The organism is Variovorax paradoxus (genome assembly GCF_022009635.1).
Lineage (GTDB): Bacteria > Pseudomonadota > Gammaproteobacteria > Burkholderiales > Burkholderiaceae_C > Variovorax.
The window spans coordinates 3,327,740-3,349,437 of the sequence record NZ_CP091716.1 but is presented as its reverse complement, the minus strand read 5'-3'; the positions used below and the strand labels follow the sequence as shown (position 1 = coordinate 3,349,437).

24 protein-coding genes are annotated in these 21,698 nt (G+C 67.9%); all 24 read right to left on the bottom strand.

Annotation, left to right across the window (positions count from 1 at the left end; genetic code table 11):
• Window position 1: 1 nt before the first annotated feature.
• Window positions 2-2,908, bottom strand: a complete 2,907-nt coding sequence (locus L3V85_RS15545; protein ID WP_058142281.1) for a conjugative transfer ATPase — start codon at window positions 2,906-2,908, stop codon at window positions 2-4.
• A complete protein-coding gene (locus L3V85_RS15540) occupies window positions 2,908-3,342 on the bottom strand; it encodes a TIGR03751 family conjugal transfer lipoprotein (protein ID WP_058142282.1) in 435 nt (144 codons plus the stop codon). The genes L3V85_RS15545 and L3V85_RS15540 overlap by 1 nt, the downstream gene beginning before the upstream one ends.
• Window positions 3,323-4,792, bottom strand: a complete 1,470-nt coding sequence (locus L3V85_RS15535; RefSeq protein ID WP_077190947.1) for a TIGR03752 family integrating conjugative element protein — start codon at window positions 4,790-4,792, stop codon at window positions 3,323-3,325. Before L3V85_RS15535 ends, L3V85_RS15540 begins: the two co-directional genes overlap by 20 nt.
• On the bottom strand, window positions 4,782-5,711 hold the full coding sequence (locus tag L3V85_RS15530) for a TIGR03749 family integrating conjugative element protein (protein ID WP_370539339.1): 930 nt from the start codon (window positions 5,709-5,711) through the stop codon (window positions 4,782-4,784). The genes L3V85_RS15535 and L3V85_RS15530 overlap by 11 nt, the downstream gene beginning before the upstream one ends.
• Window positions 5,708-6,400, bottom strand: coding sequence for a PFL_4703 family integrating conjugative element protein (locus L3V85_RS15525; RefSeq protein WP_058142284.1), 693 nt, complete (start codon window positions 6,398-6,400; stop codon window positions 5,708-5,710). The genes L3V85_RS15530 and L3V85_RS15525 overlap by 4 nt, the downstream gene beginning before the upstream one ends.
• The gene (locus tag L3V85_RS15520) at window positions 6,397-6,825 is read right to left on the bottom strand and encodes a TIGR03750 family conjugal transfer protein (protein WP_058142285.1); all 429 of its coding nucleotides are present in this window, start codon (window positions 6,823-6,825) and stop codon (window positions 6,397-6,399) included. The genes L3V85_RS15525 and L3V85_RS15520 overlap by 4 nt, the downstream gene beginning before the upstream one ends.
• Window positions 6,826-6,837: 12 nt before the next feature.
• Window positions 6,838-7,212, bottom strand: a complete 375-nt coding sequence (locus L3V85_RS15515; protein WP_058142286.1) for a TIGR03745 family integrating conjugative element membrane protein — start codon at window positions 7,210-7,212, stop codon at window positions 6,838-6,840.
• 21 nt (window positions 7,213-7,233) lie between these two features.
• Window positions 7,234-7,473 (bottom strand): TIGR03758 family integrating conjugative element protein, encoded by a 240-nt coding sequence (locus tag L3V85_RS15510; protein ID WP_058142287.1) that lies wholly within the window; start codon window positions 7,471-7,473, stop codon window positions 7,234-7,236.
• Window positions 7,470-7,856, bottom strand: coding sequence for an RAQPRD family integrative conjugative element protein (locus L3V85_RS15505; protein WP_058142288.1), 387 nt, complete (start codon window positions 7,854-7,856; stop codon window positions 7,470-7,472). The genes L3V85_RS15510 and L3V85_RS15505 overlap by 4 nt, the downstream gene beginning before the upstream one ends.
• A gap of 113 nt (window positions 7,857-7,969) precedes the next feature.
• Window positions 7,970-8,719, bottom strand: a complete 750-nt coding sequence (locus L3V85_RS15500; RefSeq protein WP_058142289.1) for a TIGR03747 family integrating conjugative element membrane protein — start codon at window positions 8,717-8,719, stop codon at window positions 7,970-7,972.
• Complete coding sequence (traD, locus tag L3V85_RS15495) at window positions 8,716-10,875, bottom strand: type IV conjugative transfer system coupling protein TraD (protein ID WP_058142290.1); 2,160 nt, start codon at window positions 10,873-10,875, stop codon at window positions 8,716-8,718. The genes L3V85_RS15500 and traD overlap by 4 nt, the downstream gene beginning before the upstream one ends.
• 20 nt (window positions 10,876-10,895) lie before the next feature.
• Complete coding sequence (locus L3V85_RS15490; RefSeq protein WP_058142291.1) at window positions 10,896-11,450, bottom strand: integrating conjugative element protein; 555 nt, start codon at window positions 11,448-11,450, stop codon at window positions 10,896-10,898.
• Complete coding sequence (locus tag L3V85_RS15485; RefSeq protein ID WP_058142292.1) at window positions 11,447-12,046, bottom strand: transglycosylase SLT domain-containing protein; 600 nt, start codon at window positions 12,044-12,046, stop codon at window positions 11,447-11,449. The genes L3V85_RS15490 and L3V85_RS15485 overlap by 4 nt, the downstream gene beginning before the upstream one ends.
• On the bottom strand, window positions 12,031-12,753 hold the full coding sequence (locus tag L3V85_RS15480; protein ID WP_058142293.1) for a TIGR03759 family integrating conjugative element protein: 723 nt from the start codon (window positions 12,751-12,753) through the stop codon (window positions 12,031-12,033). The genes L3V85_RS15485 and L3V85_RS15480 overlap by 16 nt, the downstream gene beginning before the upstream one ends.
• Before the next feature lie 9 nt (window positions 12,754-12,762).
• Complete coding sequence (locus L3V85_RS15475; RefSeq protein WP_058142294.1) at window positions 12,763-13,398, bottom strand: hypothetical protein; 636 nt, start codon at window positions 13,396-13,398, stop codon at window positions 12,763-12,765.
• Window positions 13,395-14,006: a PilL N-terminal domain-containing protein gene (locus L3V85_RS15470; protein WP_058142295.1), complete on the bottom strand. Its 612-nt coding sequence runs from the start codon at window positions 14,004-14,006 to the stop codon at window positions 13,395-13,397. Before L3V85_RS15470 ends, L3V85_RS15475 begins: the two co-directional genes overlap by 4 nt.
• Before the next feature lie 159 nt (window positions 14,007-14,165).
• On the bottom strand, window positions 14,166-16,448 hold the full coding sequence (locus L3V85_RS15465) for a helicase-related protein (RefSeq protein WP_058142296.1): 2,283 nt from the start codon (window positions 16,446-16,448) through the stop codon (window positions 14,166-14,168).
• A 102-nt stretch (window positions 16,449-16,550) separates the two neighbouring features.
• Window positions 16,551-16,856 carry a hypothetical protein gene (locus L3V85_RS15460; RefSeq protein WP_058142297.1) on the bottom strand — a complete coding sequence of 102 codons (306 nt, stop codon included), beginning with the start codon at window positions 16,854-16,856 and terminating at the stop codon, window positions 16,551-16,553.
• Window positions 16,857-16,966: 110 nt separating this feature from the next.
• Window positions 16,967-18,082 (bottom strand): DUF6094 domain-containing protein, encoded by a 1,116-nt coding sequence (locus tag L3V85_RS15455; protein WP_058142298.1) that lies wholly within the window; start codon window positions 18,080-18,082, stop codon window positions 16,967-16,969.
• A gap of 70 nt (window positions 18,083-18,152) precedes the next feature.
• On the bottom strand, window positions 18,153-18,809 hold the full coding sequence (locus L3V85_RS15450) for a hypothetical protein (protein WP_058142299.1): 657 nt from the start codon (window positions 18,807-18,809) through the stop codon (window positions 18,153-18,155).
• 510 nt (window positions 18,810-19,319) lie between these two features.
• Window positions 19,320-20,147, bottom strand: a complete 828-nt coding sequence (locus L3V85_RS15445) for a DUF932 domain-containing protein (RefSeq protein ID WP_058142300.1) — start codon at window positions 20,145-20,147, stop codon at window positions 19,320-19,322.
• A gap of 137 nt (window positions 20,148-20,284) precedes the next feature.
• Complete coding sequence (locus L3V85_RS15440; protein WP_058142301.1) at window positions 20,285-20,551, bottom strand: hypothetical protein; 267 nt, start codon at window positions 20,549-20,551, stop codon at window positions 20,285-20,287.
• Window positions 20,552-20,558: 7 nt separating this feature from the next.
• Window positions 20,559-20,951 carry a hypothetical protein gene (locus L3V85_RS15435; RefSeq protein ID WP_058142302.1) on the bottom strand — a complete coding sequence of 131 codons (393 nt, stop codon included), beginning with the start codon at window positions 20,949-20,951 and terminating at the stop codon, window positions 20,559-20,561.
• A 99-nt stretch (window positions 20,952-21,050) separates the two neighbouring features.
• Complete coding sequence (locus L3V85_RS15430) at window positions 21,051-21,680, bottom strand: DUF3275 family protein (RefSeq protein ID WP_058142303.1); 630 nt, start codon at window positions 21,678-21,680, stop codon at window positions 21,051-21,053.
• Window positions 21,681-21,698: the final 18 nt, after the last annotated feature.

Below are 21,698 nucleotides of genomic sequence, written 5' to 3'. Positions count from 1 at the left end.
CTCACGCCAGCGCATCGAGCGCCAGCGACGCGATGCCGCGGGCGCGATCGATCTTCTCGGCGATCCTGAAAGCGGCATCCAGCTCGCCGATGCCGTACTGCTGCATCAACTGAAAGCGTTCCGCCTTCTCTTCCGGCTCGGTCTGAGCCAGTGCCAGGTAGAGGCTGGGCGGCACCGCGCGGAACAGCACTTCCATGCTCTTGGAGAGGATCACGCCCTCGGTGAACTTGCCCGCCTCTTTGCGGGCCGACAGCATCAGCGCCTTCTGTGCCGGATTCAGCTCGCGGAAGCGCGCGATCTTCTCCACCTCGTCCGGTGGCATCGACAGGCAGATCCACCACTCGATCATGTTCAACATGGGCTCGGCGGCCTTGGGCAGGTCGTCGATGTTCTGCGTCGCCAGCCAGTACCAGGCGCCGAGCTTGCGCCACATCTTCGTGATCTTCACGACGTAGGGCGCGAGCAGCGGATTCTTCGTGATGATGTGGCCTTCGTCCGTCACGTTGATGATCGGGCGGCCCAGGAATTGATCGCGCTCGGCGATGTTGTTGACCGTGTTGATCAGCGAGATGTAGGCGATGGAAAGCTGCGCGTTGTAGCCCTCGCGCGCGAAGGTGGCGAGGTCCACGATGGTGATGTCGGCCTCGGGCCACGGCGTGCCGGGCCGGTCGAACATCTCGCCGTCCACGCCCTGGCAGAACATATCCATCGCGTCCGCCATCTCCAGCAGCCGCGCGCGTCGCCCCTCGGGCAGCGACGTGTCGCGGGCGCGCTCGCGCAGCGCATCGCGCACGTCCCGCGTCAGCGCCGTGCGCCGTTCGGCCACGCAACGCTGGGCGGCGTCGAGGATGCACTGGCGGATCAGGCTGCGGTCGGCACGCGTCATGCGCGCTTCTTCCTTGTCCTCGCCGCCGGTGATCATCAGCCGCGCGGTGATCTCCAGTTCGCCGAGCACGTCGCGCTGCTCGTCCACTTCCTCACTGCGGCTTGCCGCCTGCGCTGCGGGCTCCTGGTCCTCGTCCAGCGCATCGGCATCCAGCGTCTGCACCTGGCTCGGCGTATCGACCAGCCGGTGCGCATCCGCAAATGGCGCGAGGCTGACGCCTGCGCCGGGCGCGAGCTTCACGCGATGCACCTTGAGGCCCAGCCGCGTGGCGAAGTCGCCGAACAAGCCGAAGCTGTTGCCGGCCTCCACGATGAACAGGCGCGGCCGGTAGATCGCCGTGACCTGGTTGAGGATGTTGTTGAGCGTCGCGCTCTTGCCCGAGCCGGTGGGGCCGAACAGGAAGAGATGCGCGTTCATCTGCCGGTCGAGTCGGTTCAGCGGATCGAAGGTGATCGGCCCGCCGCCACGGTTGAAGAACGTGATGCCCGGATGCCCCGTGCCCTGGCTACGGCCCCACACCGGCGCGAGGTTCGCGGCATGCTGCGCGAACATCAGTTGCGTGTACCACTGGCGCTTGTCGGAGGCTGGATCGAACACGCAGGGAAGCGAGCGCAGGTAGCTGTTGAGCGGCGCCACCTCGTCCTCCTCGCGCACGGGCTGCAGGCCCGCGTTGAGCATCACGTTGACCAGTTGCAGGCCGCGGGCGTCGAGCTGCGCGAGGTCGCGCCCGCGCAGGTAGAAGGCCAGCGCACCGCGGTAGAGCTTGTGCGCGCTACCGATCAGACCACGCGCTTCTTGCACGTCGCGGCGCGTCTGCTCCGAGGCGAGCGTCTCGCCGACCGACTTCTTGCTCAGGTGGTTCAGGTGCGCTTCGAGCACGTCCTGCGGCGTCGCGACGACCGTCAGGCACATCACCGTGTCCTCGGGCATCTGGTCGAACAGCGCATTGACCGCATCGCCGCCCTTGCGAGTCTCGCCGGTGACATGGCCGGTGGCGGGCGGCATGCGCAGCCGGTCCATCACGATGACCCGGTGCGGCATGCCGTCGAAGAGCCAGGTGCCGTTCGCCACGTCCGAGCGCGGCTGGCCGAAGAACAGGCGCTGCGCGAAGTCGCCACTTGCAAGCTCCATCTCCAGCTCGATTTCGCCGTCTTCGGCTTCCTCGGGATAGCGCGTGAGCGCATAGAAGCGCTCGCGGTCGTCGGCGCTGGGGCCGAGCGGCGTCGGGTGTGGGTTGAACCAGCGCAGCAGCCAGTCGTGGATGTCGGCCGCCGCCATGCGGCGGGACTTCACGCCCGCATTGGCGAGACCCCCGGCGAGCCGGTCGCAGATCGTCGTCAGCGCCTGCTCGGGCGACTGGCCGCGCCGCGATGCGGTCGCCGCGTTCGCGCGCCGGTAGACCACCATGCGCACACGCCGGACCTGGCCGCGCCACGGCAGGCGCGTCACCGTCGTGTCCTCGAACAGCCCGCCGGGCTTGGAGATGGCGCGCAGGTGATGCCCGAAGAACCGCAGGTAGAAGTCCGTGAAGGCACTGCCCTGGGCGCGCGGCCTCACATAGTCCGCCAGCCCGCGCAGGTAGTTGTCCCAGGTCGATTCGTCCTGGGCATAGAGCTGCACCACCCAGGGGTTCTCGTCGAGTTCGTCGAAAGAGTCCTGCAGCGCGTTCTCCAACGCATCGCGTGCCTGCCACAGCCAGGCCATCTCGCGGCCCTCGGTGCCCACCGGCGCCAGCTCGAAGAAGCCCGCGACCGACTGGCCGTCTTCCAGCAGCATGCTCTTGGAACCCGGCAGATACTCCACCCACGGGAGCAGATCGGCGAAGGACGGTGACACGCCATAGAGGGCCTGCATATCCGCCTCGGTGGCCGGACGACGCGGCCGGTCGGCTGCTGCTTTGCCTGGCTCCGGGATGCCGTGCGCTGCGAGCGTCGTCACGTGCCGCGACCAGGCATCCTCGCCCTGCGGGTCAGAGCCAGCCAATGCGAGGGCCTTGCGCGGCCAGGGCAAGGTCCAGGCCATCAGTAGTCCTCCAGGCGCTCGCCAGGCATGGCGTACTGCACCCGCTGGTACAAGGGAAAGACGGTGGTGTAGCCGGGCACGGGCACCGGATCGCTGCCGGCCAGGTGCGGGAACACGTACATCACCAGGTCCGGGTTCGGCAGTCGGTGGAACTGGCGGTAGATCTCGTTGGCCGCGGTGCGCGTGTAGGCGGCAGCGGCGGCAGGCGCTGCCTGCGTATCGGCCTCGCTCAGCGCCCGGCGCAGGTCCTGGCGCGCGTCGAGCAGTTGCCGGGCAGCTTGTCCGCCACCGGCGCTGCCGCCCGTCTCCTGGGTCCACACATCGAGCATCGTGTAATCGCCGTGCGGTAGCAGCTTGTCCTTGCTAGTGGCGCAGCCGCCCAGCACTCCGACCGCGCACAGGACCGCGACCGATTCAATCCAAATCCGACGCATGCTTGCCTCCGATGCGGTGATTGACCCGACGCCCCTTAGCGTCGTAGTCGATGTTGAGCGGCTGCTCCAGGTGCACGGCGACCTTGGCGCCGGGGCGCACGTAGACCGCGGCGAAGGCCTGGCCGTAGAGCTTGTTGACCCAATCAGCCATGTCGCGCACGCCACCGGCCAAGATGCGGCCCATCGCCTCGTTGCCGCTGATACCCACCGTGCCGAGCGAGCCGTTGTTGTTGGCGACCACGGCCACGCTGCCGTTGTCCGACTTGATCAGTGACGCCGCGCCGGCCCCAGCCGCCGTGATGAGGGCCTGCGAGCCCAGGTACTGCTGCGCGTTGCTGCGCCGTTCACCGCTGACGCAAGGAATGCCGTAGGGGTCGCTGATCCAGCCCAGGCCGCCGTGCGTGGTGCTGTTGGCGCTGCTGCCCGACCCGCTGCCGTTCTGGTTCCGGTTGCCGTCCTCCGGCATGGTGCGCACCGTCCCGTCGTTGAAGACGAACGTCACCGAGCGAATCTGGCCGCGCACGCAGGAAAGCGTCCAATCGCCGGAGGCCGTGCCGCTGACCACCGCACCGGCCACGTCGGGAATGTCGATGCCGTTGGCGGTCAGGTTGTCCGGCCCAATCAGCACCTTGAACGGATACGGGTCATTGACCGTGCCGTCGATCGGCACGCGGCCGATCAGCGCGGTCATCGCGATCGAGCCCATCAGCGTCGAGTTCGACGGCACCGTGTAGACCGGCTTGGCCGACGCGCCCACGGTGCGGCTGCCGGCGTCCGCCACGGTGCTTGCCACGCTGTCGGCCGTGTCGGAGAGCGTCTTCTGCGCCGGCCCGAAGCTCGTCGGGAAGTTCAGGCCACCGCTGCCGCCGTTCTTCGCCGAGGGCTTCGCGTCGTCGGGCTCCACCCAGCGCGTGCCATTGGCGCTGCGCGCGGCACCCCCCTGGGTGCCGCCGAAGCCCTTGCCGTCGCCTTCTTCCAGACCGAGGCCCACCGGAAGGTCGGCCTGGCCGCCTTTGCCGGAGAGGCCATCCAGGCGCCGCTGCAGGTCTTGCAGCAGGCCCTGGGTCTGCTGGCGGTCGCTGGAGAGTTGCTCGCGGTCCTGCTGTAGGCGGCCACGCTCGCCGTCCAGCGCGGACTGGATGCGTTGGTCGATCGCGCTTTCCCGCGCGCGCATGCGCTCGTTCTCGGTCTTCTGGTTCTTGTTGTCGTTGAGCGCCGTCTGCAGCTCGTTGCGCAACTGCTTGACCTGGGCCACCAGCGTCGCGACGGTATCGCGCGGCGTGTCGCCCTCGATGCCCAGCGCCTTCATCTCCTCGGGCGTGAGCGAGTTGGCGGCGCTGGCGGGCGCGGGCTTGGCGCCACGATCACCGGAGAACAGCTTGATGCCGACGAACAGCAGCACCAGCGCCATCGGGATCAGCAGCCATTTGAGGAGGGGGTTACTTTTCATGGCGGGCACCTCCTTCGGCCTGGCCGGCCGCCGCTGCCGGCGGCAGGTTCACCGTCGCGTCGATCGGTGAGAGCTTGGGCAGCAGCGACTCGGCCAGGCCGTGGCCACGGGTAACGAGGTAGACCACCGTCATGTCGGCGGCGCGTCCGGCCGGCGCCAGGTTCGGGTGCTGGAAGGTCGCGGCGAGGAAGTCGCCCTGCAATGCGCGTGGGTCCAGGTCGAGCCAGCGACCGGAGGTGTTGGTGAGCTTCACGGCCGTCACCCACTGGTCTTCGAGCCGCCATGCGGCCAGCGCCTGCGCACGCACCGGCAGCGTGGGCAGCAAGGTCGAAAGCTCCAGAGTGCGCCGCAGGTTGACGCGGCCGATGCCGGGGACAGGTTCCACGGTGCGCAGCGGCGCATAGAGGTTCTGCGCCGCATAGCGCGTGAGCACGACGGCCACCGGCGTGGCGCGCTTCGCAGTGACTGCTGTGCGCTGCGCATCGTCGTCCGTCGTCGCAGCCGGCTTGGCCGGCTCGCCGTAGCGGGTGGTCGGTACATCGCTCTCGACGATGCGAACTGGTTCGAGCGCAGGCTGGCCCGCCTTCGCCGGCTCGGCCGCGATGTCCAGCAGGATCAGCGCGCCCGACTCCACGTCCTGCAGTTGCAGTCGCGTGGGCGCGATCGGCGCATTGGCGCGCAGGTAGATCGCCCCACCGGCGCTCTGCACGCGCAACTGCTCGCCGACGCCTGCCGGCACGCCGATGCGGACGTTGCGCTCGATGAACACCACGCGCTCCTGGCCGACCACCAGCGGCACCGCGAGCGGCAGCCGCTCCCAGCGCAGGATTTCGATGGCATGGGCCGCAGGCACGAGGGCCAGGCACAGCAGCAGGCCGGCCAGGGCCGCAGCGAACGGGCGCATCACGAAGGGCTTCATGGGGTGTCTCCCTGCAAGTTGGAGCCGGCGCTCGCGGCCCTGCCGGGCGGTGCCGGGGGCGGCGGGGTTTCGATGCGTTCCGGCGCGCGCGCATGGCAGTCCAGCGCCAGGCCGAACGGGTTGCGCTCGGGGTCCACGTCCATGCGCACGACCTTGAGTGCATAGCGCACGAGCGCGCGCTTGACCTGCTCGGCGCCCAGGTACTCGTCCGCGCTCACGTCCAGCGTGACGACCCAGTTGTTGGTCGACACGGTTTGCACGCGCGCGGCCGGGTCGTCGCCGTAACCACGGCCGGGAATCTCGTAGATGCCGCGCACGCGCTGGCGCAGTTCGCCGTTGCTGCGCCGAAACTCGAAGTCCTGCTGCAGGAAGGCGCGGCAGCTCGGCGTGAAGTAGGCCGACAGCGCATGCAGGTTGCGCGGGTAGTCCTGCTCGCCGTTGGTCGGCCAGCGTTGGGCCTGCTGCCAGATGTAGAAGGTGAAGGCGTAGACGCTCTCCGGCGGCACGTCCCACCACTTACGGGTGCTGCCCGAGCGCAGGTCGGGCGGCACGTGGATGGTGAGGCTCTTGGGTGCGCTCCACCATCCGAAGCCGAGCAGCAACGCCATGACGAACAGCGCGGCGCCGGCCAGACGCAAGGTTTTCACGTGCGCCTGCAGGTGTGCGACCTCGTTCTTGAATCGGCTCATGCTGTACCTCGACGCAGGGACGGGTTGGGCCGCAGGCGCCGCGTGGACCACCAGCCCGAACGGGTGATGAGCTGGCCCCCGCCCGCATGCGCTGCCAGCGCGGGGTAGCGCAGCACGAGGCGCCACTGGAGCTGGCGGTACAGCCAGGTGTCGGGCCGGCCGCGCTTCCACCGCCGCAGCAGGCCACCGCCCACGAAGACGCCGATACCGATGCCGGCGACGATCAGCGTGGGCACCATCGCGATGCTGTGCGTGAGCCAGGCCAGCGGCACGCCGGCCACGAGGCCGGCCGCACCGGACAGGCCGGCGCAGACCCACAGCTCGTCGGCCGTGAGCCCGCGCACGACCACCGGATGGCGGTTGAGGCGATGCGGCAAGAAGGTCACGAGCCCATCGCGCGACGGGCTCTCCAGGGCGCCGGCCATCGTTGCCGGTCCTTACAGGACGCCGGTGGCCTTGGTCAGCAACCAGATACCGACAACCAACAAGATCGCGCCCACTGCCACGGTCAGCCCGAACTGGCCCCACGTCGCGCGGCCGGTGTGAATCTCGGCGTAGCGGGTGTAAGCGTGGTAGCAGACGCCCACGAACATCGAGGCCACGACGAGCAGCGCAATCAGCAGCACGATGTCGTAGCCATAGTTCTGCAGCGTCTGCATGATGCCGCTGCCGGTGCCGCGCGACGGATCTTCCAGCGTGGGAAGAGCGGCGAACGACTGCGACGGCATGGCGGCAATGCCCAGCGGGATGAGCAGCGCAGCGATGCGCGCAGGCCGTGCAGCGAGACGGTGAAGAGTCGGGGAAGCGTTCATGGCGATACACCTTTCATGGGGTCAGGACAGGAGGAAAAAACCCAGCACCAGGTACATCGCGACGAAGCGCACGATGACGCCGAGGAACTGGCGTTGGGTCAGGTGGTGCTCGGCCCAGCCGACATAGGCGGTGCGCATCGCCCACACGCCCCACAGCAGCAGGACGGCGAAGACGAAACCGAGCACGACGGCGGAGACGGCCCCGGGCGCAAAGCCTCCGTTGGCCGTGAAGGCGGCAACCTGGTCGGAGGAAGGCGTCATGGTGACGGCGCCTCCTTGTCGGGGGTCGCGTTGCTGCGCGTGTAGTCGCCGGCCAGCGGCACGGGATCACGCGGCTGGGCGCGTTGCGGAACGAGGTAGTCGCGCACGCCGGCGCGCACGCGCTCCAGGTCGGCACGCAGCCGCGCGTAGTCGAAGTGGTAGCGAGTACGCCCCTGCGGCGCGGTGGCAGCGGCGTGCTCGGCGAAGCGGTCCAGCAGTTCGAGCTGGCGCGTCACTGCGGCGAGCATCTCGCGTTCCGCGGCGTCGTCGGAGGCGTCGGCGGCGATGGCGGGCTGCAATCCGGCAGCGGCAAGCACAAGCGCGGCAAGGCGCATCGCGACGGCAAAGCGCCGAACCTGCGCGGGATTGCGAGTGGTTTCCATCGAGCCGTTCTCCGAGGGATGCGGATGGCTCGATGCTCAAACGGCCAGTCTTCCGGCGCCGCAATCAATCGGAACCGGCCAACCACCGCTTTCCGCGGCGAAGGCCGATGCGGCTACAGGTACTTCTTGAAGGTCGCCGACGCGATACACACGGCCACGCCGAGCAGCGCCGCGCTGGGCAGCAGGATCAGCAGCGGATGCACGCTGACCGGCAGCGCGAGGTAGGTGACCCAGGGCAGCACCGCCAGCGGCATCAGGCTGGCCCTGGCCCGGTGGTAGACAAATCCCGATTCGCGCCCGGCGCCGAAGCCGCGCACGTCACGGCGCACCAGGCCGTCGACCAGGCCGGTGAACGCGGCCATCAGGAACAGCGGCAAGGTCAGGATCAGCACCAGGAGCCGCACGAGGAACACCAGCACGGTGTAGGCCGAGGCGATCAGGTAGCTCTCGACGTGCACGTAGAGCTGCGCGATGTAGTAGCGGAAGTCCCGCACCTGGCTGTGCGCACCGGCGCGTGATTGCGCCGCGGCGTCGCGTATCCAGTCCAACAGCCCGGTCTTCACGAACAGCCCTTGGTAGGCCCACTCGATGAGCTGGCGCGCACTGCGCCCCGGCTCCTGCACCAGCACGCTTTGCGTGAAATGTTCCGAGACCTGCGATACCTCATAGTTCAGCATGCCCTGGGCATGACGCCAGCCCTGCTCGGGCCAGAGGAAGTGCATGCCGAGACACTCGATCACGATGCACAGCAGGAGCGAGCCGATCAACACACCGAACAGCCGAAACGGCAGCGTCACCAGCCCCGCGATCAGGCCCTGCTGGCGAACCTGCTGGCGTTGGACGGCGACGGCAGGGTCGCTCATGCCATGGTCCCTTCGTCCATGCTCGCCATCTGCTTGAAGTCCGCCAGCAGATCGTCGGGCAGCGCCTGGTCTTGCAAGCCAGGGAGACCCTTGTTATCCCACCAGTCACCGGCCTCGACGTAGTGCTGCCGCATGTAGCCGGCCAGTTCCTGCAGATCCTTGGGCATGGTCTCGTCGGGGTCGGGCGCTGGCAAGGGCATGCGCACCTTCCACAGGTGGCCCCCCTCGATCAGCGCGAAGCACTGCCCCTTGGGCAGGCCGACGACGTGCGCCGGTTCGATCAGCGGCACGCTGTTGCTGCTGATGCGGTCCTGCGTGTTGGACGTGAACGCAGTGTTGCCGGTCGGATCGGAGCTGTCGGTGGCGCCGCTCATCACCGTCGTCGTGTAGACCTCGACCTTGGGCAGTTGCCGCGTCAGCAACTCGGCCGTGGCGGTCTCGCGCACGCGCAGCATGAACAGGTTGTTGAAGTTGCCCACCACCTGGCTCGCCTTCGCACGATTGCCGATGCGCGCCTCGATGTCCGAGAGGGTCTGCGTGTAGGCCGTGACCTGCACGCCTGCACCGCCGCCCTTGTTGACCATCGGGATGAACTCGTCGCCCATGAGTTCGTTGAACTCGTCGGCGTGCACGTTGATCGGCACCTTCACGCCCGTCGCGGCACTCGGCAGGCCGTCGTCGATGCCGAACTTGTAGATGTGGCCGGCCACCGATACGAGATCGCTGAACATCGAGTTGCCGACAGCCGCCGCCACCTCGGCATCGGACAGCGCGTCGAGCCCGACATAGACAATGGCCCGCTTCCTGATGATCTGCATCCAGTCGAAGATCGGCCGCGGGTCGCTCAGGTCCGAGTAGTTCGGCGCGAGCAACTGCGCGATCTTTCCCGTGGTCAGCTTCTCCAGCAGCGGCAACAGCGACGCAACGATCTTGTCGAAGTACGTCCTGTCGTAGCGCACCGCGCTGCGCAGGCCGTCGAGCACCGGGTCGTAGATGCGCACCTGCGACAGGTACTGCTCCAGCGCGATGACGCGCTTCTCGCGCCCGATCATGTTGCGAGGGATGTTCTTGTCGTTCAGCTTGGCTTCGAGCTGGACGACGACCTCCCAGGCCTTCGGCTCGTTCTTGGCGAAGTAGTGCTGCGCGTACTCGATGAACAGCGCATCGATGTTGATGACGTGTCGCTGGATCAGCAGGTAGTCGGGCCGCTGCCCCAACTCCACCAAGGCCCGCGCGATGATGTTGACGAAGCGCCAGGCGAACTCGCGGAACGCCGCGCTGTTGCCTTCACCGGAGAGCTGACCCGCGATGCGCGTGGCGACTTCCGAGATGCGCCCGAAGCGCCCCACCGCGTTGTAGCGGGCGCTGATATCCGGCCATCCGAGGTGGAAGACATAGAACTCGCCTTCGCGCCCGGCGCGCTTGGCCTCCACGTACATGCGCTTCAAGAGGTCCGCGTCGCCTTTGGGGTCGAAGACGATCACGACCTCGTGCTGCCCATTGACCTTGCGCCGGATGTCCTGCGTGATGAACAGCTCGGCCAGGCGGGTCTTGCCGACGCGCGTGGTGCCGAGCACGAGCGAATGACCGACACGCTCGGCCAGCGGAAGCGTCACGTCGACCTCGTGCGGCTCGATGCCGTGCAGGCGAGGCATACCGCCCACCGGTGGCAGTGGACGCGCCGGGTTGAGCGGGCTGTCCCAGGCCAGCGCCTTCGCCAGTTTCGAGAGCGGGTACGGCGCGAACTCCAGGCGCTCTTCCATGCGCCGCGCCGCCCGGTAAGTCACGGTCGGCTCGACGTAGCGGCGGAACTCCGGCCGGTAGGTCTGCATCAGCCGGTGCGTGTGACGCTGGTCCCAGCGAAAGCCCCGGCCGACGAAGAGCCGCTGCTGGCTGACCGGCATGTCGCGGCTGGTCATCACGTAGCGCGGCAGACGCCGGATGTTGCGCCGGTAGCGCAGGATGGCCCAGGCGTCGTGGAAGCGCAGCGCGCCGAAGGTGAGGAAGGCCAGCGCGCTGCCCAGGCCCAGCAAGGGGCTCAGCGCGAGCGACCACGGGGCCACCAGGCACAGAATCGCGGCGCCCGCACAGACCGCGACGGTGTATAGCTCCACCGCTGGCCGCAGCAAGACTTCGACGGCTTGGGACTGGGCCATGGCGTGCGCTTCACGTCACATCAGGGCTCGATGCCGGTCGCAGTGATCAGCACCGGGTAGTGCTGGATGCTCAGGCGCTGCGCCAGCTCGTCGCCCGAGGCCGGCGACAACATCAAGTTCGGCGCAAGGCGGCGCAAGGCGGCCAGTGCTTCGGGCGTCGCCACGTTGACCACCAGGCCCACGGCGCGCAGTGCCTGCAGGTCCGCGCGCCGTTGCTTGAGCCAGGCGCGTGAACGGTCGTCGTCGCCGACCAGGAACAGCGGCGTCAGGCCGGGCGCGCGGATCACGCGGCGCGGCTCGTCGCCCGGTGAAAGACGCACCGAGCGCACCGGCAGCATGGCCGCCTCGGCATCGGCCGGGCCGCCGATGCGCGGCGCCGGTTGCGGCGTGGCCGGCTGGCCGGGCTGCGCATCCTGCGGGTTCAAGGCCCGGTAGTACGGCAACGCCGAGGCGCCACCCTTGTCCTCGACCACGATCAGCGGCGGGGAACTGTTCTTGGTGGCGGGAGCGCGGTCCTGCGCGTCGGCGGTGGCGGCCAGCAGCGCCGCAGTCGCGGCAAGGAAGATGCGGTTCATGGCATGGGGCTCCGGGCAGAAGGAAGTGAAGCGCCCGGACCGAGCACGCGGGTCAGGTGCTGGTGGACGCTGCGGCGGTAGCGGGCGGCTGGCGCTCCGCCCGCAGGCCGGTGGTAGCGGCCGATGGCAACCAGCCAGTCCTCGCCCGGCGTGTGCTGCTCCTGCAGGATTTCCACGGCGATGGCGAGGTTGCGGTATGGGTCGAGCAGATCGCAGGGATGCTCGTAGCGGTGCGCGTGGTAGCCGAGGTTGACCTGGCCGAGGCCGACGTCGATGCGGTTGGCCGGCGTGCGGGCGAGCGCCCGGCGGATGCCCGCGCAGGCCTCGGCCCGTGTGGCGTAGCGTTCGGCGCGTCCGGCGACGTTGAGCGTCCACGGCCAGGGGATGAGACGGCCGCGCAGCCGTGCGCCGCTCTCCTGCAGCGCCACCGCGTACAGCACCGGCGACGGCACGCCCGCCTGCTGGGCGGCGAGCTGGTAGGCGGGTGGCGGCACCTCCTGGCCGAAGGCGATGGCCGTGCAGGCGCAGAGCACCAGGGCCAGTGCCGCGCGGCCGGCGCGGCGAGCCAAGCTCGTTGCCGTTATTGCCGCTGCCATTGGCCGTTGACCTCGCGCACCACGGCGGGCAGATCGCCAGGCAGGCCGAGCGACAGCCAACGCCCTGCGTCATGGTTGAGCGTGATGGTGCGCGAGCGCACGCGGCCGGCATCGATGCCGGCCTGCGTCGCCCACTGGCGGATGCGGGCGTCTTCCTGGCGGCTGCCGACCATGTAGAGGTCGAAGGCGGTGCCGGCCGCCTGCAACTGGCGCACGCGCTGGTCGCACGGCGGGCACTCGGCTTTCACGAAGACAGCCAGCCGGCCCGAGCCCCGGTTGCCGGCGCCCGGCGCCTTCGCGCCCGGCATGCTCACGCGCTGCTGCCCCGGATAGAGCCGCTTCCAGGCCGCGTCGTAGGCCCGCTGGTACGCCAGCGTCTTGCCCACGCGCTTCGATTCCGCCTGCACCTGCAGTTCCGCATAGCGGTTGCGTTCCTCGTCGCTGCGCGCCTCGATGCCCAGCGCCGTCAGCGGATCGAGGTTCGGGGAGTAGATGCCCAGCGGCCCCTGCATCAGTTGCCGGTAGCGCGCCCACTCTTCGGGGCGCAGGCCCCAATCGCGCGCCGGGCGCTCGTCCAGCGCGGCGTCGCTGCTGTTCTGCACCTGGGCCGGAACGGTGCGCGAGGAAGCGACGGGCGCCGACTGCGCCGAGGCCGTGCCTGCGACAACAGCGAGGAAGGCGGCCAAGCAGATCGCAGCGTGCTTCATATCCGGCTCCTACGGCAGCGCGATGCGCTGGGCCTGGCCGTCCACGCGAAACACGGCGGCGCGTGCCTCGATCGCCAGCAAATGCCAAGCGCCCACGGCATCGCCTTCGCGCAGCAGCCAAACGTCCAGCACCGACGAGGCCTTGGGTGCCGTCACCGACAGGAAGCGCTCGCCGCCGCGCAGCTCCACGCCCACGACGTTGAACGGAGGCTCGGGCAACTTGGGCTTGGCCAGCTCGGCGGTGCGCCGGGGTGCCGCGGCGGTTCTCTTCATGCGCGCTTCGATGTCGCCCACGCGCGCCTGCAGCGCTTGCAAGTCACCGGCATGGGCGTCTCCCGCCTGGGCCTGCTCCACCTGCGCCAGGCGTTCGTCCAGCGTCTTGCGGGCGGCCTCGAAGTCGGGTTGGGTGACGGGCTTGGGCTGGTTCTTCGAGGCCGCCGCTTGCTGTTCGAGTTCGGCGACGCGCGTATTGAGCGCCTGCACGTGCGCATCCTGGGCGCTGGCCTGGCTCTGCTCGGTCAGGCGCGACAGGCCCACGCTGTTGACCACGGCCAGGATGCTCACGAGCAGCAGCCAGACGGCCGCTGCGATCTTCAACCAGCGCGCGCGGCCGGCGTTCTCGTCGGGAAGCTGCGGGATGGTCATGGCTGGGCCTCCTGGGGCACTTGTGAGTTGGCGGATTCAGCGGCCGGCGCACTCGACGCCGCAGCCGCAGGAATGGGGTTTGCGCTCGGCGCACGCGCGCTCGTCACGCGCGTGAAGCACACCGCACGCGCAGCGTCATCGACGGACAACTTCCAGGCCGGCCCGGCGAGCGTCAGCAAGGCCTCGCGCAGCGGCAGCGGCCCGAGCCGCAGATGCGCCGCCGGCAGCGGCAACGTGAACAGCGATGCAGCGTCCGGCGCGTCGCAAAGGCGGTAGCCGGTGCGCAGCAGCACGTGCCGCAGGGCATCGCCGACGCTCGCGTCGAAGGTCGGCGGAATCGAAATCTCGATCACCTGTCGCAGCAGGTCGCGCTGCGCGGGTTCCGGCACCATCTCGACCAGCGTGTAGCGGCCGTAGCGGGCCACTGGGATCTGGCCTTGCTCGGGCTCCGGGGAGATGGTCCTGGCAAACACCGCAGGCTCGGGAGGCGATTGGCGGGCAGCCGGGGTGCTCGCCGCGCCCGTCGCGGCGCAGCCGGCGATGAGCACGCAGCCGGCCAGCATGACAGGCACGGCCAGGCGATGAGCGACGCAGGTGAGTGGTTGCATGGGGCAGTTCCCTGGAACACGGAGCCCTCACCATCGCCGCCGCAGAGCGTTCGGGCAGCAAACAAAGGGAACTGGCATGCGCCCGACTTCATGGCGTGCCCTCGATGCGCAGGAAAAAAAAGCCGGCGCCCCGAAGGGCGGCCGGCGTGGGTTGGCGGATCAGGCCGCGACGAGTTGCCGGGCCAGTGCCACCTCGACGGAATCACCGTCCTGGTTCAGCACATCCAGTCCCGATTCGGGCACGTCTCCCGACGTGCTCTGCGAGACCATGATCTTCTTGGCCATCAACCCCAGGCAGGTCATCTGCGAGGAAGCCGCGTAGCCGAGGTAGATCACGCGAACCGGCTGCTTCTGGCCGATGCGCCATGAGCGCCTGGCCGCCTGCTGCAGGCTGTAGACGTTGTAGCCCGACTGCATGAACACGATCGTCGGAAACTCCAACAGGTCCAGGCCGGTTTTGACCAACTCGGGATTCGTGACCAACACGTCGATCCCGCGATCCAACTGCTCGGCGATCCAGTCCTCGCGGCGGGAGGCATCCACGCTTGCGCGCAGCACCGCCACCTTGAAGCCTTCCTGCTCCAGCAGCACCTTCAAGCGCGACGTGGTGTCGCGGGTGCCGGTGTAGACCGAATAGACCAGCGTCTTGCGACCCGCAGCCTTCTCCTGCTTGCAGATCTCGATCAGCTCGCGCTCCTTGGGCATCACCTCCAGCTCGTTGAATTGAGCCGGAACGAAAGCCAAGGTCTGGCGCGTGCGCGGATGCACCACCGTCTCCGACCGGAAGCAGCAATCCGGCCAGGCCAGCAGCACGTTGAGGACCACGCCGAGCAGCGTCGTGTCGCGCTTCGCCAGCGCCTGCTTCAGCGCTGAGGTCAGCCGGCTCGACAGGTCGCGATAGGCCGTGGCTTGCGCCGTGCCCATCGCCACCTCGCGGAACTCCTCGTCGTAGGACGGCAGCACATTGCCGCCGATGTCCTTGAGCTTGAGGAACACTGTGAACGGCAGGACGCAACGCAGCACGCCCTTGGGACCGAACCCGGGAGCCTTGACCGTTCTGACACTGACCTTCGTGCCCTTCGCGGTCTTGTGCGCCGCGCCCGTGCTCTCGGAATAGATGTCCTTGAGGATGCCGTGATCGCGCATGAACGCCATCGCGGCCGAAGTCATGCTGCCGCTCTTGGTCGGGCGGTAGCCGTCTTCGATCATTCGCCCTGGGAGGGCTCGGAACAGCAGGTGGAACAGGTCATCGCCATAGCCGCCCATCAGCGTGCCGGTGAGCAGCAAGGTCTTGCGCGCCTTCGCTGCGAGCACGCCCATGGCCTGGCCTTGGGCACTGCCGCCGTTCTTGTACTCGTGCGCCTCGTCGGCGATGAGCAGGTCGAACGTGCCTTGCGGCAGGTAGCGTTTGACGAACTCGGACGGCTGGTAGCCGCCTTCGCCGAAGCCGAACTCCATGTTCGCCATCGCCCGCTCCATGCGGTGCGCCTGACGATCCGAGAAGACCAGCTCGCCGTTGGCATCCATGAGGTTGATGAACTCGTGGATGTTGTCGCCCAGCATCGAGGCCAGGAAGCCGTCGCCGAATTTCTTCATCAGCTTCTGCGCGGTGACTTCCCCGATGGTCGGGATGCGCTGCAAGGCTTTGAAGACCGCCGTGGACTGGTCGCTTGCGGACAAGCTCCGCGGTCGCATCAGCGTCCACAGCGGTGCGGCGCAATGGCTGCACCGGCGGCGGTAGTCCTCGGCTTCGAGTTCGACCGGGTTGATCGGCTCGCCGTCGAGGTTGGTGATGACCTGGCCGCAGTCCGGGCATGCGCCCACGTCGCCGTGCCGCGTGCGCCGCACGTTGAAGACGGGCTTCCAATGGAAACCCATGCGCATCCGCACACGCCCGAGCACGAAGAACTCCTGGCCGCGCACGGGCACGCCCAACTGCTCGCGCAGCTTGATGAGCTTGACCAAGGTGTCCGGGCCATTGAGCACCCAGACCTTGGCTCCGGCCACGGTCTCCTGGATTTCTCGGCGCCACTTGTAGACCAGGTGCGGCGGCGAAAGGACCAACGTGCGGCGATAGCCTTCGGCGTGCAGCACGGCCGCCGTGGCGATGCCAACGGTGGTCTTGCCGCAGCCCATCTCGCCATTGACGATCGCGGCGCGTTCGCCGCGGTCGGCCAGCAGCTCGGTGACGGCATGCACCACCTCGGCTTGCGCGCCGAACAGCTTGCGCTTGAGACTTGCCAGCACGAGCTGGCGATGCGGCCGGGCCTGGCCGGTGTAGACGGGAGGGTTGGCGCGGTTGAGCGAATCCAGCAGCTCGTCGCCGAATTCGGCAACGAAGTCCTGAAGGCTCATCGCCAAGGGAGAAGCAGCCGCTTCGAGCAGGTCGCCCTGGACGGACGTGCCATCGGCGGCGGGAACAACTTCGGTATCGAGGGACATGGTGATGCTCCAATGAAATGGGGCATGCACCTCCCCCTGCGGGGCGATGGCATGCCCCGGTGTGGGAAGAGAAGAACGGCACGTGGCCGCGGTGGATGAAGATCAGTATTCGCTGGGCAGCAGCAGCGTGGTCACGCTGCGATCCCATTCGGTGATGATCCAAAGCTTCAGGTCAGGCGCGACCTGGTAGGACGAGAACAGCCGATCCTCGCCGGAGCGCAGCGCGGCGTCGTTCTGCCGCCGGTCGCTGTCGTCGAGGTCGCCCCAATCGCCGCTGAGATGGCGGCACAGGTACGGCGCCGGATTGAGCCGGCCTTGCTGGACCAGCGCATCGATGCCGCAGGTCATGACCAGGTGCCCGGGGGCAAAGCGTGCTTGCGACGCCACGTTGAGAACTGCGAGTGCCATGGTGTTTCTCCTTCGGATGAAAGAGGGCCACGGCACCCCGCGGGGTGACATGGCCCCGTTGGGTGGGTGAGTGGTGGATGAAATGACGGCGAACCGTCAGGGAACAGCGATCAGCGGATGGTCAGCACCTCACCGCAGGTCAACGAGCCCGGTGTCATGTCCCAGGCGCGGATGACCGGCACGAACCTGTCGGTCAGGATGCGCGTTTCGGCCACGGTGCCGTCGTCGCGCTCGGTGTACTCGGTGTGCAAGGTCTTCTCCTTGTGCGTGTCGCCCTTGACGACGAGCACACGGCCCGTCTTGGACTTCACCACGCCGGAGATCGCACCCGCGGCGAGCGCCAAGGCGAGATGCCAATGCGACAACCCTCGCGCCGGAGGCCGCAGCGACTGCTGCGCGGCACCCAGGTGCGTGTCGAGCGTCGGCCAGAGTCCTTGCAGCCGGCCGACTTCCTCGGCGAACTGCTCGGGCTCCATCGTCACGCGGTAGAAGTGCTCCGGCTCGGCGGTGGCGGGCACCGTGTACGGCAGGAACGGCCATTCGACTGGCAGTTCCTCCGCTTCGGCGTCGCCAAGACCTATCTGCAGCAGCAGCGCGCGCGTGGCTTTGACCGCATCCGATGCCTGGTCGCGCTGGCGAACCCGGCGACCGAAGATCACGACCTGCCGGAACTGCGTGTCCACCGCGCGGTAGATGCGCAGTTCGGCGAAGTGCCGGGTCAGCCATCCGACCAGCTCGGCATCGAGCACGTAGTGCGGCACGATGTAGATCAGCACGCCGCCGTATTGCAGCAACGGCAGCGCACGCTGATAGAACAGCTTTTCCAGCCGGGCGCGGCCCTGGCCCTGGTAGCCGACGTTGCCGTTGGCATCCTTGGACAAGTCGCCATACGGCGGGTTGAGCCACAGCAGGCCGAAGCTCTGCCGGCTGATCAGCGTGTCCATCAGGTCGCCGTGGATGCAGCGATCGACCAGTTGCCGGGCATGGCGTGCACGCTCGGCGTCGTACTCGACGGCGAAGGCCTGGACTTGCTCACGCCCGAGGGCGTGTGCGGCTTCGGCGATCGCCACGCCTTCGCCGGCGCAGGGATCGAGGATGCACATCGGCCCGTTCGATGATTCGGCGGGCGCCAGTGCGGCGAGTGCTCTTTCGAGCGTGGGTTCATCCGTGGGGAAGTACCCGTTCTTGACGAAGTTGCGGGCGAGCCGCGGGAACATGAGGGCCATGGGAATCTCCTGGCAGTAGATGAATTGAAGGGGGCGGACACGCGGGGCGTGCATGTCCGGTGAGAGAACCTCAAGCCACCGCTTCGAGCGGTCGTGCCGAGAGGATGCGGCTGGCGGGCGTGTCGGCGACGAGCGCCCCGCTGCGGATCAGGCCGCCCAGCACCTGGGTCAGCACGGGCACGTCGATGGCGAGCCGATGGCCTTCCAGAGGCCCGAGGGCAAGCGGCAGGCGCGTCAGCATCGACTTCGCCTGCAGCAGGTCCAGCACGACATCGCGCCAGGGATCGAGAAGCGGCAGCGGGCAGGTATCCCGCACCAGCTTCCACAGCCGTTCGAGCCGGTGAGAGGAATCGCGAGGCAGGAGCGCCAGCGCGCTGGCGTTGGCCTTGTCGGGCTTGACGCAGCGCCGATCGAACAGCCAGATGTTGGTCAGCGAGCCGAACAGCGTGCGCCGATAGGCGCGCGCGCTGCGCTTTTCCAGGTTCTCGGCGTTGCCGACGAAGACCGGGATGCTCGCGCCCTGCTCGGTGATGACGTGGAACTGATCCAGTCCCTGTTCGTCCCGGCCCAGGGTGATGCGGGCCAGAAATTCCTGGACGGCGGTGTCGCGCGCCCAGACAGAGATGAAGACCAGGTTGCCGTTCTCGTCACCGACGCAGCCATCGGCCATCAGGTCGGGGCATTCGTCGATGCGATAGAGCGTCTTGGAGGAAGAAGGTGCAGGCATGGTGATGCCCTCGAAGTGAGCGGAGACAGCACCGCCCGCGAGGGCAGTCACTGCCCCAGGGGGATGGAAGAAAACGCGGTGAGCGTCGTGGCGAAGAATCAGACCGTGCGTCGCAACGCACCGTAGCCTTGAAGGTCTGGGCTACCTGGGCATGTTGTCGGCAGCGCCGACGGACATGGGCCATAGCCTGCGCCAAATTGCGCAGACAGCAGGAGCGGAAAACCGACCCGGCGCGCAACCCTGTTTGCCTTGGCGCATCGCCTGCAATGGCGGAAGGCGGAAGGACCGCCACAAAAGAAAGCCGCCTCGGGAACACCGAGGCGGCAAAGACGACTGCTTGGCTCAGTGAGGAAAAGCCAGGGAGGTATGCAGTCGGACCTCAATTTTCGCGGCGGCAGCGAATTGCCGCACTAGGGGTGCACCGAACCAAATTGAACGTGGTGCGCTGGCAGCACAGCGCCAGCAAGAGAAAAGCGGACCATGCCGCGATGGGCACGATCCGCTTGTGGGTCAGGCTTTGAGCTGACGCAGGCCATCCGCGAGCAGCCACAGCGCCCGGTTGAGCCGGACGTTCTGGTCGATGCCCTGGACGGGTCGCGTGCGTTGCTGCCGCCCGCTGGCGGCACGGCCGGTCAGGCCGCCCTTGACCAGGTTCTCCTGGACCCGGTTGAAGACCGACCACAGATCGGCGCGGTTGTCGTCGTGACGACGGGGCCGCAGGATCTGGGTCTCCGTGATGGGCAGGGCCTTGCCCGAATCGTCGTACTTCAAGGTCAGCGCCGATCTGGCGAAGACCTCGGCCTCGCCGTCGTCCAGCGTGATGACCCGCATGGCGTCGCGCGAATCCTGCACGCGCTCGAAGCCGTGCAGCACCTCGTAGGCGCCTTCGATCACGTGATCGGTGACGCTGCCCTTGTGGGGCACGCGCACGTCGGCAAAGGTGTCGCCGCAGACCAGGCCGTTGTGGCAGGCGAATCTGAACATGCCCGCGAGCATCTGGTAGCTGCTGCTGCCGTCGTGCGAGTTGAGCAGGATGATCTCGTTCGCCTCGGCGCCGTTGATCTGGCTGGCGTGGCGAAGGCGCAGCATGTGCTTGGTGTAGTCGCGGCGATCCTCGTGTCGCACGCGAGTCTGGCACACCATGAACGGCTGGAAGCCTTCCTTGCGCAGTTCGGTCAGCACAGCCGCCGTGGGGATGTAGCTGTACCGTTCGGAGCGGCTTTCGTGCGGGGTGTCCGCGAAGATGGACGGGGCCACGGTGCGAATCTGATCGTCCGACAGCGGATGGTCGGCGCGCAGCACCGGGGAACGAGAGGCAAAGCGGGATGCGAGTTGCATGACGATCTCCTTGCGGAATGGAGCAATCGGCATCCAGCGGCCGAGGCCGGATGCGCGCGATTGCGTGGGACGAAGAAAAGCCCTGCTGAACAGGGCCTGGTGAAAGGAATGAAGAAGCGGGCCGTGGAAGGGCCGGCCTATGGGGGCGGAACCGGCTCCCAGCCGCGGCTGTGCGGGTCGAAGCACAGCGCCTCGTGACCTTTGAGGATCGGCGTGAAGCCTTCGAGGAAGACGTGGCGCAGGTACAGCGCGCGGTAGGTCAGTGCCTGCCACGCCTGATCTTCGCCCAGGCCGTTGGCGATGAAGTGCTCGTGCAGCTCGTCGTCGGAAGCCTCGTTGTTGGCCAACTGGTCTTCGACGAAGCGAAGCAGCTCGGGCGGCAAGGACGACAGGATGGTGTCCATGTGCGCCTCACTCGGTGGCTGCATCGCCGCCCGCGCTGGTCGGTCGCTGCTGGTGGAAGGCATGCACCAGTGCGCGCCAGGTGGCGCACCGCTGCGGCGCCATGTCGAGATAGCGCAGCGGGCACGAGTAGTAGTACGGGTGCTCGGCCTCGACCAGGGACTTGTAGCCCCACTCGCGGCCTTCGCTTTCCAGCAGATGGCAGCCGATCAAGGTGGCCGACTCTCCGGGTGCGAGACCCAGGACGCCGGCCTGCTTGGCGGTGACACGCACCACCGTCCACAGCACGTTGCCGACCAGCGTGTGGTCGATGACCTCATTGCGCGACCGCTCGGTTTCCTCTGTTGCGGTCAGCTCGCGGATCAACTGATCGCGCGTCAAACGAACGAATGTCCAGCCCATGGAATGACTCCTGTGAGAAAGGGCCGGAGTCCTCCCGCCGGGGAAGGAACCCCGGCGGGTGGTGAAAGCCGCAGAACGCGGCGAGGTACGGCGGTCGGATCAGACCCTGGCGAGATGCCAGTCCTGGGACAGCGGAGCGAACTCGTAGCCCAGGTCGCCGAGGCGGTCGCGCTGCTGACGCAGCACGCGCCGATCCACGGTGGCATCGAGCTTGACGACATCGCCCAGCGGCCAGAGCGCACCGAACAGCACCGCGTCGCCGTCGTCTTCGGCATGGGCCGAAGCTTCGGCAGACGCAGCAGCCGGTTCGCTGCCGAACGGCGTGGTATCGACCAGCGGGTCGCGCGAACTGCGTGCCTTCTTCCGGCCGGCCGCCTTGGGGGCGGTCGTCGGCGTCGGCGTGGCGGTCTGCGCTTCCTCGTCGATTGGATCGACTTCCTGCGGACTCAGCCGGCGGGCGTCGTCGCGGCTCAGGGCATCGATGTTGGACAAGGTCATCCCGCCCAAGAGGGCGCGGATCTCGATGACCATGCGGCCGTTGGCGGTGTACGTGGACGGGCGAATCTCCGCGATGGCGAAATCGCCCTCGTACTTGCCTTCGGCGTACTGGTCGAGTTCGGCGTTCTTCACGACGAACTCGCCGATGGAGGTCGCGAGGCGGCCGACGTTGAAGTCGCCGTTGCGGCCGTGGATGGTCTTGATGGCCAGTTGGCCGGGAATGTTGATCATGAAGAACTCCTGCGGACG

What these genes read in the sequence shown, in the direction of transcription:
- L3V85_RS15545 (WP_058142281.1), bottom strand. Translation starts at nt 2,908, where the DNA reads ATGGCCTGGACCTTGCCCTGGCCGCGCAAGGCCCTCGCATTGGCTGGC.
- L3V85_RS15540 (WP_058142282.1), bottom strand. Translation starts at nt 3,342, where the DNA reads ATGCGTCGGATTTGGATTGAATCGGTCGCGGTCCTGTGCGCGGTCGGA.
- L3V85_RS15535 (WP_077190947.1), bottom strand. Translation starts at nt 4,792, where the DNA reads ATGAAAAGTAACCCCCTCCTCAAATGGCTGCTGATCCCGATGGCGCTG.
- L3V85_RS15530 (WP_370539339.1), bottom strand. Translation starts at nt 5,711, where the DNA reads ATGAAGCCCTTCGTGATGCGCCCGTTCGCTGCGGCCCTGGCCGGCCTG.
- L3V85_RS15525 (WP_058142284.1), bottom strand. Translation starts at nt 6,400, where the DNA reads ATGAGCCGATTCAAGAACGAGGTCGCACACCTGCAGGCGCACGTGAAA.
- L3V85_RS15520 (WP_058142285.1), bottom strand. Translation starts at nt 6,825, where the DNA reads ATGGCCGGCGCCCTGGAGAGCCCGTCGCGCGATGGGCTCGTGACCTTC.
- L3V85_RS15515 (WP_058142286.1), bottom strand. Translation starts at nt 7,212, where the DNA reads ATGAACGCTTCCCCGACTCTTCACCGTCTCGCTGCACGGCCTGCGCGC.
- L3V85_RS15510 (WP_058142287.1), bottom strand. Translation starts at nt 7,473, where the DNA reads ATGACGCCTTCCTCCGACCAGGTTGCCGCCTTCACGGCCAACGGAGGC.
- L3V85_RS15505 (WP_058142288.1), bottom strand. Translation starts at nt 7,856, where the DNA reads ATGGAAACCACTCGCAATCCCGCGCAGGTTCGGCGCTTTGCCGTCGCG.
- L3V85_RS15500 (WP_058142289.1), bottom strand. Translation starts at nt 8,719, where the DNA reads ATGAGCGACCCTGCCGTCGCCGTCCAACGCCAGCAGGTTCGCCAGCAG.
- traD (WP_058142290.1), bottom strand. Translation starts at nt 10,875, where the DNA reads ATGGCCCAGTCCCAAGCCGTCGAAGTCTTGCTGCGGCCAGCGGTGGAG.
- L3V85_RS15490 (WP_058142291.1), bottom strand. Translation starts at nt 11,450, where the DNA reads ATGAACCGCATCTTCCTTGCCGCGACTGCGGCGCTGCTGGCCGCCACC.
- L3V85_RS15485 (WP_058142292.1), bottom strand. Translation starts at nt 12,046, where the DNA reads ATGGCAGCGGCAATAACGGCAACGAGCTTGGCTCGCCGCGCCGGCCGC.
- L3V85_RS15480 (WP_058142293.1), bottom strand. Translation starts at nt 12,753, where the DNA reads ATGAAGCACGCTGCGATCTGCTTGGCCGCCTTCCTCGCTGTTGTCGCA.
- L3V85_RS15475 (WP_058142294.1), bottom strand. Translation starts at nt 13,398, where the DNA reads ATGACCATCCCGCAGCTTCCCGACGAGAACGCCGGCCGCGCGCGCTGG.
- L3V85_RS15470 (WP_058142295.1), bottom strand. Translation starts at nt 14,006, where the DNA reads ATGCAACCACTCACCTGCGTCGCTCATCGCCTGGCCGTGCCTGTCATG.
- L3V85_RS15465 (WP_058142296.1), bottom strand. Translation starts at nt 16,448, where the DNA reads ATGTCCCTCGATACCGAAGTTGTTCCCGCCGCCGATGGCACGTCCGTC.
- L3V85_RS15460 (WP_058142297.1), bottom strand. Translation starts at nt 16,856, where the DNA reads ATGGCACTCGCAGTTCTCAACGTGGCGTCGCAAGCACGCTTTGCCCCC.
- L3V85_RS15455 (WP_058142298.1), bottom strand. Translation starts at nt 18,082, where the DNA reads ATGGCCCTCATGTTCCCGCGGCTCGCCCGCAACTTCGTCAAGAACGGG.
- L3V85_RS15450 (WP_058142299.1), bottom strand. Translation starts at nt 18,809, where the DNA reads ATGCCTGCACCTTCTTCCTCCAAGACGCTCTATCGCATCGACGAATGC.
- L3V85_RS15445 (WP_058142300.1), bottom strand. Translation starts at nt 20,147, where the DNA reads ATGCAACTCGCATCCCGCTTTGCCTCTCGTTCCCCGGTGCTGCGCGCC.
- L3V85_RS15440 (WP_058142301.1), bottom strand. Translation starts at nt 20,551, where the DNA reads ATGGACACCATCCTGTCGTCCTTGCCGCCCGAGCTGCTTCGCTTCGTC.
- L3V85_RS15435 (WP_058142302.1), bottom strand. Translation starts at nt 20,951, where the DNA reads ATGGGCTGGACATTCGTTCGTTTGACGCGCGATCAGTTGATCCGCGAG.
- L3V85_RS15430 (WP_058142303.1), bottom strand. Translation starts at nt 21,680, where the DNA reads ATGATCAACATTCCCGGCCAACTGGCCATCAAGACCATCCACGGCCGC.